The 13,726-nt window shown below is 41.9% G+C and carries 11 protein-coding genes; 4 read left to right on the top strand and 7 right to left on the bottom strand.

Annotation, left to right across the window (positions count from 1 at the left end):
- The first annotated feature begins 209 nt into the window (after positions 1-209).
- Complete coding sequence (gene nadC / locus IQ264_RS15485; RefSeq protein WP_193981691.1) at positions 210-1,091, top strand: carboxylating nicotinate-nucleotide diphosphorylase; 882 nt, start codon at positions 210-212, stop codon at positions 1,089-1,091.
- Between the two features lie 35 nt (positions 1,092-1,126).
- The gene (gene argS, locus IQ264_RS15480; protein WP_193981690.1) at positions 1,127-2,884 is read left to right on the top strand and encodes an arginine--tRNA ligase; all 1,758 of its coding nucleotides are present in this window, start codon (positions 1,127-1,129) and stop codon (positions 2,882-2,884) included.
- Positions 2,885-2,961: 77 nt separating this feature from the next.
- Here the strand turns inward: argS and def are convergent, their stop codons facing one another.
- Together def and IQ264_RS15470 are read right to left on the bottom strand one after the other, a co-directional pair.
- Positions 2,962-3,486 (bottom strand): peptide deformylase, encoded by a 525-nt coding sequence (gene def / locus IQ264_RS15475; RefSeq protein ID WP_193981689.1) that lies wholly within the window; start codon positions 3,484-3,486, stop codon positions 2,962-2,964.
- Positions 3,487-3,667: 181 nt separating this feature from the next.
- A complete protein-coding gene (locus IQ264_RS15470; protein WP_193981688.1) occupies positions 3,668-4,873 on the bottom strand; it encodes an HhoA/HhoB/HtrA family serine endopeptidase in 1,206 nt (401 codons plus the stop codon).
- A gap of 136 nt (positions 4,874-5,009) precedes the next feature.
- Between IQ264_RS15470 and dnaA the strand changes: the two genes are divergently transcribed.
- Positions 5,010-6,380, top strand: coding sequence for a chromosomal replication initiator protein DnaA (dnaA, locus tag IQ264_RS15465; RefSeq protein WP_193981687.1), 1,371 nt, complete (start codon positions 5,010-5,012; stop codon positions 6,378-6,380).
- Between the two features lie 188 nt (positions 6,381-6,568).
- Here dnaA and IQ264_RS15460 read toward each other — a convergent pair whose 3' ends face one another.
- The 5 genes from IQ264_RS15460 to IQ264_RS15440 form a co-directional block, all read right to left on the bottom strand.
- Positions 6,569-9,946, bottom strand: coding sequence for a CHAT domain-containing protein (locus IQ264_RS15460; RefSeq protein WP_193981686.1), 3,378 nt, complete (start codon positions 9,944-9,946; stop codon positions 6,569-6,571).
- Between the two features lie 176 nt (positions 9,947-10,122).
- A complete protein-coding gene (locus IQ264_RS15455; RefSeq protein ID WP_193981685.1) occupies positions 10,123-10,509 on the bottom strand; it encodes a type II toxin-antitoxin system death-on-curing family toxin in 387 nt (128 codons plus the stop codon).
- A complete protein-coding gene (locus tag IQ264_RS15450) occupies positions 10,509-10,730 on the bottom strand; it encodes a hypothetical protein (protein ID WP_193981684.1) in 222 nt (73 codons plus the stop codon). Before IQ264_RS15450 ends, IQ264_RS15455 begins: the two co-directional genes overlap by 1 nt.
- A gap of 169 nt (positions 10,731-10,899) precedes the next feature.
- Positions 10,900-11,463, bottom strand: coding sequence for a hypothetical protein (locus tag IQ264_RS15445; protein WP_228061567.1), 564 nt, complete (start codon positions 11,461-11,463; stop codon positions 10,900-10,902).
- A complete protein-coding gene (locus IQ264_RS15440) occupies positions 11,457-11,639 on the bottom strand; it encodes a hypothetical protein (RefSeq protein WP_193981683.1) in 183 nt (60 codons plus the stop codon). The genes IQ264_RS15445 and IQ264_RS15440 overlap by 7 nt, the downstream gene beginning before the upstream one ends.
- A gap of 751 nt (positions 11,640-12,390) precedes the next feature.
- Between IQ264_RS15440 and dnaN the strand changes: the two genes are divergently transcribed.
- The gene (dnaN, locus tag IQ264_RS15435; protein WP_193981682.1) at positions 12,391-13,557 is read left to right on the top strand and encodes a DNA polymerase III subunit beta; all 1,167 of its coding nucleotides are present in this window, start codon (positions 12,391-12,393) and stop codon (positions 13,555-13,557) included.
- The last annotated feature ends 169 nt before the right edge of the window (positions 13,558-13,726 follow it).

Raw genomic sequence — 13,726 nt, 5'->3', positions numbered from 1 at the left:
ACTATACTTTTTTCTAGGTTCGGGCGCGTCTTGAGTGCTTCACTTTCGCTCGGCTTCCTCTCGACCGCTTTACTAATCTATCAACCCTAATACGCTTTGTCAAGCTTTTCGGCAAAAAAAATTTTGGTAAGGTTAGAACGCTCTTTTAGAGAGGGTTTTGAGTTAAGTTATCTCCAGAAGGCTCAAAGTTACATAAGGAAAAAATTTCAGTGGTTAGTGGAACTCCTGTTTTGCCATCTTGGTTGGTTTTGGATTCTATCCTACAGAATTGGTTGTTGGAGGATTTGGGGCGGGGCGATCGCACTACGCAGAGTCTATTATCAGGACAGGTGCGAGTGGGAAGGGCAGAGTGGATTGCTAAAGAAGTAGGGATTATTGCAGGTTTACCTATCGCAGCTAGGGTATTTCAGTTGATGAGTCAGCAAGTTCGCTTTGTGCCGATCGTTGCTGAGGGAACTTGGTGCGAGAAAAGGGATGTAATTGCGCGAATACATGGCCCTGCGGATGCGTTATTAATGGGAGAACGGGTAGCGTTAAATATAGTGATGCACTTGAGTGGGATTGCGAGTCTGACTCGGCAATATGCTGATAAAATTGCTGATTTACCCGTAAAATTGGTGGATACTCGCAAAACTAGACCTGGTTTGAGATTATTGGAAAAGTATGCTTCGCAAGTAGGAGGCGCTGTGAATCATCGCATGGGTTTGGATGATGCGGTGATGATCAAGGATAATCATATTCAGGCGGCTGGTGGAATTGGAAATGCGATCGCTAGGATTCGCGCTCAAATGCCGTTTCCGCTAACAATCGAAGTAGAAACTGAAAACATTAATCAAATCAAAGAAGCTCTAGAACATGGTGCGGATATTATCATGTTAGATAATATGCCACTAGAAATTATGTACCAAGCGGTAGAGATTATCCGTCAGTGTAGTAATCGGATCAAAATTGAAGCATCAGGCAACATTACTTTGGAGAATATTCGTGCAATAGCCGAAACTGGGATAGACTATATCTCCACCAGCGCACCTATTACTCGTTCTACTTGGTTAGATGTGAGTATGAAGCTGGATATGAATACCATGAATTAAAAGATCACCTGCTTAGTTTGTAAGCAAAGATTCCCATGAATTCCACTATTGAAGAACTAAAAACGAAATTTCAGCAAGCCTTGATTGCCGCTTTTGGCTCGGATTATGCTGAAGTAGATCCGATGTTAGTACCTGCTAGCAATCCTAAATTCGGTGATTATCAATCTAATGCTGCATTGGGGCTTTCCAAGCAACTGAAACAAGCACCAAGAACGATCGCAGAAACAATAATTCAGCATCTGCAAATAGGAGAAATCTGCCTAACTCCAAAAATAGCTGGGCCTGGTTTTATTAACTTAACAATTAAACCGGAATATTTAGAAGCGCAAGTAAATGCTATTCAAACAGATCCTCGTTTAGGAATTTCACCAACTAAAAATATCCAACGAGTAATTGTTGATTTTTCTAGCCCTAACATTGCTAAGGAAATGCACGTTGGACATTTACGTTCAACAATTATTGGTGATTGTATTGCCCGAATTTTAGAATTTCAAGGAGAAGATGTTCTCAGACTGAATCATGTGGGAGACTGGGGAACTCAATTTGGAATGTTGATTGCTTATTTGAGAGAGGTTTGCCCAGAAGCTTTGACTACCGCTAATGCCGTTGATTTAGGTGATTTAGTTACCTTTTACAAGCAAGCTAAAAAGCGGTTTGATGAAGATGAAACTTTCCAAGAAACGGCAAGGAAAGAGGTTGTCAAACTACAGTCTGGTGCGGAAGATTCGCGTCGGGCATGGCAGTTACTTTGCGAACAGTCACGACGGGAATTTCAATTAATTTATGATTGGTTAGATGTCAATTTAACTGAAAGGGGTGAATCTTTTTATAATCCTTTGTTGCCAGATGTTGTCGAAGATTTAGCTAAAACAGGATTACTAGAAGAAGATGCTGGTGCGAAATGCGTTTTCCTTGAAGGATTTAGTAACAAAGAAGGTCAACCTTTGCCTTTGATTGTGCAAAAATCTGATGGTGGTTATAACTATGCAACTACGGATTTAGCTGCATTACGTTATCGGATTTTTCAAGATCATGCAGAGAGAATTATTTATGTTACTGATGCAGGGCAGGCGAATCATTTTGCACAGTTTTTCCAAGTAGCAAAACGGGCTGGTTGGATTCCTGATGCTGTAGAATTAGTTCATGTTTCTTTTGGTTTGGTACTGGGTGAAGATAACAAGAAGTTAAAAACCCGTTCCGGGGAAACGGTACGGTTAAAAGAGTTATTGGACGAAGCGATCGATCGCGCCCGTGCCGATTTAGAAGCTAGACTACAAAATGATAATCGCCAAGAATCTGAAGAGTTTATTGCTAATGTTGCTCGAGTAATTGGTATTAGTGCAGTTAAATATGCAGACTTAAGCCAAAATCGTAATAGCAATTATGTCTTCAGCTTCGATAAAATGCTTTCTCTGCAAGGGAATACCGCACCTTATTTACTTTATGCTTATGCGCGGATTCGTAGCATTGGACGTAAGGGTAATATAGACTTTGAGCGATTACAAAAAGATGCTAAAGTCTTATTGCAAGAAGAGGAAGAATTGGTGTTAGCAAAACATTTGCTACAACTTAGCGAAGTCCTGAAAAATATTGAGGAAGATTTGTTACCTAATCGTCTTTGTGAGTACTTGTATGAACTGAGCAAGAAGTTTAACAAGTTTTATGAAGAATGTGCGGTATTGAAAGCAGAAGAACCGCAAAGAAGTTCGCGGTTAATTCTTTGCGATATTACTGCTAGAACTCTTAAGCTGGGATTATCTTTATTAGGAATTCAAGTATTGGAAAGGATGTAAATCATGAGGTTCGTTGTGAACACTTCAGTGTTCCTCTTGAAGAACGGGACGACTGAAGTCGTTACAACGAACCTATTTTAGAAAATGATTTTTTGGTATTCTTGTTCGGTGATAATATCTTTGGTGGTTTCTAGGCGATCTAAAAATACCATACCGTCGAGATGATCGTATTCATGCTGGAAAATTCTGGCGACAAAATCGGTTAATTCTTGTTTTTCTAACTTGCCATCTCTAGTAGTGTATTCAACTTCAATTGCTTGATATCTAGGGATTAAACCGCGAATTCCCGGAACACTCAAACAACCTTCCCAATCTTTCACTACTTCTGTTGAATGTCCGACAATACGAGGATTAATCATTGCTGTTGGAGGCATTGAGGGAGCGTTGGGATACCTGAGAGTGGGACGAGACGCAACAATAAATAGACGATATGATTCTGCTACTTGGGGTGCAGCTATCCCAACGCCATTTGCAGATACGGCAGTATTAATTAAATCATCAATTAGTTTTTGAATTCGTTCATCATGAACATCATGAATCGTCTGTGCTTGTTGACGTAAGATAGGATTACCAAGTTGGGAGATTTGTAAAATTTCAAACATGGTGATTCAACATTTGGGATTAAGAAAACTGCAACTGATAACTCAAGTTGCTAGCTATATAGATTGTCGGTTAATTACCCATAACCCCCAATTTCCCCTTTTTAGGAAAGATTTCGGGAGAGCAAAAACGTCTAAACGTATAACTAGCAACTTATAATTAATATAGTAACTAACTATTAGTTTAAGGTTCCTCATCCATTGTTGTGGCAGTAGGAAGAGTGCCAAGCTGAACTTGTAAATTCTGAGTTTGGTTATCGCGTTGGAGTTGGATTGGTAAACGATCGCCAACCTTATATTTCTCGATTTCTTCCTGTACTTGGTCGGATTTGGTGACAGTACGATCGCCAACTTTTTGAATTATATCTCCGGGCTTGATTCCTGCGCTAGCTGCGGGAGAATTACGTACAGTCCGAATAACTAAAACTCCTCGATTAGCAGTAATATTAATTTTGCCATCGCTAGCAGCTTTCAACCTTTCTTTAACTTCGGGAGTTAAATCTACCATTTGCACGCCGATGAAAGGATGTTCAACTTTCCCTTTGGATATTAATTGTTGGGCAATTTGTTGGGCTCGATTAATTGGAATGGCAAAACCTAGACCTTGAGCACCACCAATAATTGCTGTATTAATCCCAACTACCTCACCACGAGAGTTTAACAAAGGCCCTCCCGAATTACCAGGATTAATGGCAGCATCTGTTTGAATAAAACCAATGCGTTTGTCGGGAACACCGACTTGGGAACTGCTTCTTTCAGTGGCGCTAATTACACCCACAGTAACAGTTTTATCTAAACCAAGGGGATTACCAATTGCGATCGCCCATTCTCCTGGTTGTAACCGTTCCGAATTACCTATAGCAACCGTAGGCAAATTATTAGCATTAATTTTTACCACTGCAATATCAGTTACTTTGTCTTCACCTAAAACTTTACCTGAAAAACTACGACCATCACTAAGCGTTACCTTAACTGTATCCGCACCATCAATCACATGAGCATTTGTGAGAACTTGTCCTTCAGCATTAATCAAAAAACCCGATCCCGTTCCCCGTTGCACTCTCTGAGAAGGTGGAGGAGCACCAAAAAAGCGGCGAGAAAATGGATCGCCATATCCCTCGGTTATATCTGTCTTGATATTGCGGGAAGAGTCAATTCTGACCACTGCTGGGCCAACTTTTTCCACCGCTTCTACCACAAAATTAGAAGTTCGGGGACTCGTTTGGGAAACAGGAATGGGAGTATTTTGAATTTCATTGTTTGATGAATCACTTTCACTCTTTTTAGCAGAAGGCTGAGAACAGCCTGTGAAAAATGCTATTCCTGCCACTAAGACTAGCAACACCCGATGAATAGTTGGTTTTTTTCCCGAAAAATTGGCCAAGGTCATGGTTTTAGTAAATCAAGCATCTAATTCTTATACTGCACGAACACGATTAACCTTGCTTAGTTTAGATCTCTGACTGTAGAGTTGCTAAGCTGATGACATAATTGAGTTTTGCCTGTTAGCACTAGGGGAAAAGCTTGTGGACGTTGGTCTTGAGAGTCTCTGGAGTCAAGTATTGGAACGGTTGCAGGTACAATTAAGCCGCCCCACTTTTGAAACTTGGATTAAAACCGCATCGCCTGAACAGCTGGAAAATAATTGTTTGGTGATTCGGACACCTAATCCATTTGCGCGAAATTGGCTTCAGAAGTACTATATCAAGACGATCGCAGATGTGGTACAAGACATTTTAGGTCATCGAGTAGAAATTTACTTCACTGTTGACCAAGGTGAGGAAACTTCTATTAATGCTGACACACAAATTTTTTGGCCTCTACCAGACGAGGCTAAAACTTCCGAAAATCTAGAGAGACATCGACCAAAACCAAACACTCTCAATCCTAAGCACGTTTTTTCCCGATTCGTAGTTGGGCCAAATAATCGCATGGCTCACGCTGCATCTTTAGCAGTGGCGGAATCTCCCGGAAGAGAGTTTAATCCTTTGTTTCTCTGTGGTGGAGTTGGTTTAGGAAAAACTCATTTAATGCAAGCGATCGGTCATTACCGTTTAGAAATTGCCCCTGATTCTAAAATATTTTATGTTTCTACTGAGCAATTTACTAATGATTTAATTGCGGCAATTCGTAAGGATAGTATGCAGAGTTTTCGGGAACATTATCGGGCGGCTGATGTAATTTTAGTCGATGATATTCAATTTATTGAAGGTAAGGAATATACCCAAGAAGAGTTTTTTCATACTTTTAATACTTTACACGAAGCTGGGAAACAAGTGGTTCTAGCGTCCGATCGGCCCCCAAATCAAATCCCTCGTTTACAAGAAAGGCTTTGTTCCCGCTTTTCTATGGGCTTAATTGCTGATATTCAACCCCCGGATTTAGAAACGAGAATGGCAATTTTGCAAAAGAAAGCCGAATATGAAAATATGCGATTGCCTCGTCAGGTAATTGAATATATTGCTACTAATTATACTTCTAATATCCGGGAATTAGAGGGTGCATTAATTCGGGCTGTGGCTTATATGTCAATTTCTGGATTACCGATGACGGTGGAAAATATTGCGCCGATTTTAAATCCACCAACTGAGAAAGTAATGGTAACTCCAGAAGCAGTTTTACTTGTAATTGCTGATGCTTTTAATGTGCCTATTGATGATTTAAAAGGTAATTCTCGCAGAAGGGAAATTAGTGTAGCAAGACAAATTGGAATGTATTTGATGCGTCAACATACTGAATTGAGTTTACCGCGAATTGGTGAAGAATTTGGAGGCAAAGATCATACAACTGTGATGTATAGTTGTGACAAAATTGCTCAGTTGCGAGATAGCGATCCGAGTATGGCACAGAGTTTGCGGCAGTTGAGCGATCGCATTAACTTAGCAAGTCGCGGATAAAACTTACAGCAGTTCCCTCTGTTATGAGGTACATTCAGCAATTACCAAAGTTATTCCTTACAGCCATTACCACTATATTAGGTGTACCTCATAACAGCGCAAATCGCTGTATATCGAAATATCGAAATATCGAAATATCGTAGGGGCACGCTACGCGAACGCCCCTACACTAATTTACCAAGTATTTATTACCGCCAATCCCCCTGCACAGTAAAAGCCGCCCAATAATAAGGAGAACGCCTATCCTGAGAATTCCACATTTCCAATTGTGCCTCTCGCAAAGCCTGAACCGGATTCTCCCTCCCTTGCAAAATCTTCTGATAAAATTTCGCCATTAACTCCGAAGTAGCCGCATCATTCACACTCCACAAACTCACCACCACCCGCCTTGCACCTGCATACATAAAGCCTCTTGTCAAGCCCACCAAACCTTCACCTTTGACATTTTCACCCAATCCAGTTTCGCAAGCACTTAAAACTACTAATTCCGCAGGTAAATTCAAATTAAAGATATCTTGCAGGCGCAAAAAACCATCTTCAGATTTGCCATTTTTATCATAAAGAGACAGCACAATTCCTGATAATTCAGGATTGACGGGATCGAGTAAACCGTGAGTGGCAAAATGGATAATTTGATATTGGGCTAAATCAGGATTAGTTGCTGTTTGGCGAGAAGCATCAAAATCAAAAGCTTGCAGACGTTGCGCTTGTGGGGCGAAGGCGAGAATTTTATCAGCTTCAGTGCGAGTAAATTTCAGACGATCGAAAATTCTCCCACCTCCATCTTCCCCTAAACCTAAGTTACGAGCAGCGCGATTCAAACTAAGCTCGGATAATGTATTGTTAGTTGGTGCGGGTGAATTGCCTGTAATCCGAGAATCTTTGGGACTAAAAACCGGATCGGCAATCACGGCGACAGTTTTGGCGACAGGTGTTCGATTTTGCAGTTGGCGACGTTGAATGGCAACAGTTGAGGCAGAAGGAAGAGTGACAATTTCGTTTTGGACTAATAGCGGATTGGTGGGAGAATTGGGGAGAGGTAATGCCGCAAAGGGAACAAATTGTAATGCTCCATCTCCTACAATTAGTAAGCGTTTATTACCCAATTGATTGGCGACAGGGGCGAGAAGTATTTTACTCAGTGGCAGTCCGGTATCGAGAGTTGCGGTATTATTTTTAGTGACAGATTCGCGGAAAGTTTTTACAGCAGCTTCGATTTCACTTTGTTTGGGAAGTACGTAACTGGTAATGCTGTTTTTGGTGACTGCCCAAAGAAAACTGCGGTCTTCACCAAGGGAATATTGTAAAAGTAAAGTATCGTCATCGAGTACCTGTTGTTGAATTTGTTGGAGATTTAAAGGTTGGGGATATTTCAGGTCAGCGTAGCGGGGACTATTGATGCGAATTTGGGCTTCTAGTTGTTTGAGTTGTTCGAGAAGATTATTGATTTTTTGTTTAATTTCATTTAGTTCTTGTTCGCTATATTGACCGCTTTGTAGTTGATATTTGCGATTTTCTAAGGTGTTGAGTTGTTGTTGTAAATTGCGTTCTTGTTCTAACAGTTTGGGGTCAACACCTTGACGAATGTTAGCAGTAGCTTCGGTGAGGAGTTCGAGGAGACTTCGGGCACGGGCGCGTTCGCTAATGTACAATGCTTGACCATCATATCCTTTGTTGGGGTTTTGTTGGTGCAGTTGCATTAACAGGTCGATGTAGAACTGGTAATAATCCTGAACGGTGGCAAAGTAGGATTGACGAAGTTCTTGAGAACCGATTTTGGTGCGGAGGTCTTCGACAATGGTAACGGCGGCTTCGATGTCTGTTAGGGCTTCGGTGAGGTTGCCTTGGCTGCGTTTGAGGTAGGCAAAATTATAGAGATTTAGGGCTACCCCCCCGCGATCGCCCACCGCCCGTAATCTGGGTAAGGCTTGGTTTAAGTAGTGTAGGGCTTTCTGCTTTTCTCCCAGAGAGTAGTACACATTGCCAATATTGTTGAGAGTAGTGGCTTCCCCCCCTCGATCCCCCATCGCCCGTTTCAGAGATAAAGCTTGGTTGAGGTAGTCTAGGGCTTTCTGCTTTTCTCCCAGGTTGTCGTATACAGTGCCAATATTGCTGAGAGTAGTGGCTTCCACCCCTCTATCCCCGACCACCCGTGATATCGGTAAGGCTTGGTTGTAGTAGTCTAGGGCTTGCTGCCTTTCTCCCAGTGAGTCGTATACATTGCCAATATTGTTGAGAGTAGTGGCTTCCCCCCCGCGATCGCCCACCGCCCGTCTTAGAGATAAAGCTTGGTTGAGGTAGTCTAAAGCTCTCTGCTTTTCTCCCAGTGAGTTGTACACAGTGCCAATATTGCTGAGAGTAGTGGCTTCCCCTCCTCGATCCCCCACCGCCCGGAATAGGGGTAAAGCTTGGTTGTAGTAGTCTAGGGCTTGCTGCTTTTCGCCCAGTGAGTCGTATACATTGCCAATATTGTTGAGAGTAGTGGCTTCCCCCCCGCGATCGCCCACCGCCCTTCTTAGGGGTAAGGCTTGGTTATAGTAGTCTAGGGCTTGCTGCTTTTCTCCCAGTAAGTCGTATACAAAGCCAATGTTGTTGAGAGTTGCGGCTTCCCCCCCTCGATCCCCCACTGCCCTTAATAAAGGTAAAGCTTGGTTGTAGTAGTCTAAAGCTCTCTGCTTTTCTCCCAAAGAGTAGTACACACTGCCAATATTGTTGAGAGTTGCGGCTTCCCCCCCTCGATCCCCCACCGCCCGGAATAGGGGTAAAGCTTGGTTGTAGTAGTCTAGGGCTTGCTGCTTTTCTCCCAGTGAGTAGTACATATTGCCAATATTGTTGAGAGTTTTGGCCTCCGTCCCTCGATCCCCCACCGCCCGTGATAGAGGTAAAGCTTGGTTGTAGTAGTCTAAAGCTTTCTGCTTTTCTCCCAAAGAGTTGTACACACTGCCAATATTGTTGAGAGTTGTGGCTTCCCCCCCTCGATCCCCCACCGCCCGTAATAAAGGTAAAGCTTGGTTGTAGTAGTCTAAAGCTCTCTGCTTTTCTCCCAGAGAGTTGTACACACTGCCAATATTGCTGAGAGTTGCGGCTTCCCCCCCTCGATCCCCCACCGCCCGTGTTAAGGGTAAAGCTTGGTTGTAGTAGTCTAGGGCTTGCTGCTTTTCTCCCAAGTCGTCATTAATTCTGCCGATCAACAGCAGCGTTAAGGCTTCCTTTCCTTTATCCCCAGCAGCGCGATAGAGTTGACGGGCGGCTTCCCACTTTTCCAAACCTGCCCGTAATGATTCTGCTGTTCCTTGCTGAAATAGTTGGAAGCCTTCTTGCAACAGTCTATCCGCTTCTGAGTTGCTGCTGTTTTGAGCGATGATCGTGTTTTGATGGGGTAAGAAAACGGGTTTCTTGAGTTCAGTTGGTTGGTCATTAGATATGCCTAGAAGAAACCCAATATCTGAGGTTTTGGAAGTGGCTATTACCGACTCCGATAACAACGCCCCAAGGATAATTCCCGATACTGAAACGCCCTTGAGAAAAGCAAAAACCAATTTGTTCTGACTTGTTTTTCTGTTCATTTTTTTACCCATTACCCTGAGCAAGCATTAACATCATTCTGCTAATAACTCAAGTTGTTAGTTCCAGCTTTGATCCCCCCTAACCCCCCTTAATAAGGGGGGAACCGGAATTCAAAGTCCCCCTTATTAAGGGGGATTTAGGGGGATCAACAACGCCTATACTCATAACTAGCAACTTACATTAATCCAGAATTTTTCCTTAACCATTGGGCTAAAGATTCCTGATTTTCTTGGTCAGTTGCCAACCGTTCCATTATTTGCACGACCTCCTTTTCAGGAACTTCTATCAAATACCTGTTTAATCCAAGAAAAACATACATCACCATAAAAGCTGTGCGTTTATTACCATCAATAAATGGATGATTTTTCGCCAAACCATAACCATAAGCAGCAGCCAAGTCAAATAAATCAGGTTCATCGTAAGCAAATAAATGTTTTGGTCTAGCCAAACTTGCAGCCAGTAAATTTTCATCCCTGATCCCTAAACTGCCACCATGCTGCTGAATTTGATCCTGATGAATGACTCGCACAATTTCTTCAGAAATCCATAACGGTTCATTCATTAAGCTAATTCTCGTAACGCATTTTTATACTTCTCACTCCCTTGTTTATAAATTTGCATTGCCTTTTCAAATTCAGACTGTTCAATAGTTGCCGAATTATCCGGGTGAGTTTTCTGTGCTTCTTGTGTGAGAGTCTGTAAAAATACCAAAGCTTCTGTTAACAGTTCATCAGGTAATTCTCTGGCTAACTTAACGATTTCTTGACGCATTTCTTGAGTCATATTTTTTACCTAAAAAATAGATTATCAATGAGCAAATCACATTCAGATTTTGGAGCAGTGGAGGTAGAACCTCCCAGACATCGTTCCCAGGTTGAACCTGGGAACGAGAAATAACCCTTGTAGAGACGTTGTATACAATGTCTCTACAATCTTTTTTGGAGATATCTATTTAACTTATCAAACGCAAAGGCGTTCCTTCGGTTACTGCTTTCTCAATCTTTGCCTGTGCAACTACCCCATTGCGAGACAAAACTTTCACTTGTCCTGTCCCCTTAACCGCAGTAAAAACCGTTCCCGCATTCACCTTTCGCAAATCAACTCCCCCTAACCACAAATTAGCAGTATCCCCACTAACTCGCGTCACCACCGCCTGTGCTGCCGAATTAGGAGAATTAATAAAATACAAAGGTTTCTGCTGATAGGTAGTTCCCACTTTCACTTCATAACGAGGCTGTTGATTAAAAGTTTTCGGAATTTCTGGCAGAATCTTCGGAAATATTTGCTCAATATTGCTATTTTCCTGCCAAAAGTAATGGGTAAGTAAATAACTAAATATACCCGCTTTAAACCCATTAATATTAATTTCTCGTGCCACTTGGTTAGGTGCAGTTGCCGCTAATACCACACCTTTAGCAACACCTGTGCGGTAGCCTTTAACAAACTGTTCTGGCGACATATTTAACCGCGATAACCACTGTTGCTGATATGTTGTTTCATCAGAGGAAACTAACACATTCCTCCCACCATCACGAGAATGTCAACAATTAATCCTAGTTTACGCGAGGTACTTTGAGCCAAGGCTTGTCCATAGCGGTGCGCTTGCTGTTGGAATAATAACTGATTAATGCCAAGGGCTGCTAATGCTGAAGCAGCTGATTGTAGGAGATGGCGACGAGTAATGCGAGTCATAGCGAGATGGTGGGTAGGTTGAAGTTTATCAGGGATGTAGGTTTTGATTTCATATCATGTCCGCTTGATTCCATCCTGTAGAGACGTTGTATACAACGTCTCTACAGGATGGGATGGGTATAACGTCTGTACAAGGTTTTGGATTTAAGGATGCCGCTCATTAGCCGGACATGATATCAATTTTATTCGTGGGCTGTTAACAAATAAGGCTAAACTCGCCCGTAATTTATTCTGGGGGAAATTTGGGAAAAAGTCGGGATGTTAGACTAAAAAGCTTTGAGTACAAATACTCTGTGGAAAACTTAGGGGTTTTTTCCACAAGTTTTCCACAGAATGATAAATCTGAAAAACAGATATGGCAGTTATTTTCAGTGTTTTTCCACATTTTCCACAGGCTTGATAACAAAATTGTTAATAAAGTATATAAAAATACAAAAATATTGATGGCTAGGTTTGCTGAGATCTTGCACCTGCCGTTGGGAGCTATTAGCCCGGAAATCAATTTCCGGGCTAATAGCTCAAGTCCATTAAAATGGACTGAAAGTTGTTGATTGAAAGCTGAATAGACATCTCCTTTCAAAGATTGTAGAGACGTTGGTATACAACGTCTCTACAAGAGTTCGGTGGTAGCGCACCTTTAATTTCTGGAGATGTCTAACGACTCGGAAGCGGCAACGATCGCCTGAAAATGATAGGATCTCCTTCTGAGCAAAGTTTGCCAGAGTTACTGCACTTGAAAATCTGAACGGCAATGAAATTCATTTGTTCTCAAAATGACCTTAATAACCACCTTTCCTTAGTCAGTCGTGCAGTTCCCTCGCGCCCGACACATCCTGTACTGGCAAATGTTTTGTTGACAGCAGACAAGGAAACGCAGCGAGTTAGCTTGACTGGATTTGATTTGACTTTGGGGATTAAGACTAGCTTTGTAGCCCAAGTTGCGGAAGATGGGATTATTACGCTACCTGCTAAGTTGCTGAATGATATTGTTTCCCGTTTACCGGATGGGGAGATGACGGTAAGTGATGATGAGACACTTGCGATCGCAACTTTAACCTGCGCTTCTGGAAATTACCAAGTTCGCGGAATGAGTGCAGAAGAATTTCCTGAATTACCCTCTATTGAAGATGGGCAAACTGTTAATTTATCAGGAGAAACTTTAATCGAAGGTTTACATGGAACTCTCTTTGCTACTAGTGGCGATGAAACTAAACAAGTATTAACCGGAGTTCATTTAACTTTTGGTAATGAAGGTTTAGAATTTGCTGCTACTGATGGTCATAGATTAGCAATGGTTGAGACTTTTAATCAACTGGAAGAAGCAGCAGATATAGATGATGAAGATTTAGATTTAAATGCTACTGTTCCTGCTAGGGCTTTGGCGGAATTAGAAAGAATTTTACGGATGAAACAATCAGGAAATTCTGAAACTCCTGAACAGCTTGTCTCTCTCCATTTTGGTCAAGGTCAAGTAGTTTTTGAATGGTTAGAACAACGGATTACTTCTCGTTTACTTGAGGGACAATATCCAGCTTATCGTCAGTTATTACCTCCAGGTTTTAGTAATTCTTTAACTGTGGAAAGAAAGCAGTTTTTAAGCGTTTTGGAACGGATTTCAGTTTTGACTGACCCGAAAAATCAAATTGTTAAGGCTACTCTGGATGCTGATAATCAAAAGATGACTTTATCTATTGAAGCTAAGGATGTGGGTAGTGGGAGAGAAACGATTCCGATTCAGTTCTCAGGGGACAGTATGGAGATTGCTTTCAATGTGAAGTATTTGATGGAAAGTTTGCGAAATATTAGTACTCAGGAGGTGCAAATGCAGTTGAATACTGCTACTAGTCCGGTGGTTTTACAGCCTTTGGGTGGTGCAAAAGCTACTCATTTGATTATGCCTGTGCAATTGCGGAATTAGTGGAAATTTAGAGGTTTTAGAAACCTCTAAATTTTTAATTTGTTTGAACCGCGTGCGCGTAGCGCGTAAGACGCGAAGGACACGAAGAAAAAGGAGAAGAGGAGGTTTTTTATAAATTTTTTGAAACCGCAGAGACGCAGAGGACGCAGAGGGAAGAGAAGGAGAGGTT

The sequence above is a fragment of the [Phormidium] sp. LEGE 05292 genome (assembly GCF_015207735.1).
Taxonomy (GTDB): domain Bacteria; phylum Cyanobacteriota; class Cyanobacteriia; order Cyanobacteriales; family Aerosakkonemataceae; genus Floridanema.
Note: the sequence above shows the minus strand (reverse complement) of the source record. Positions and strands in the feature narration are given on the sequence as shown.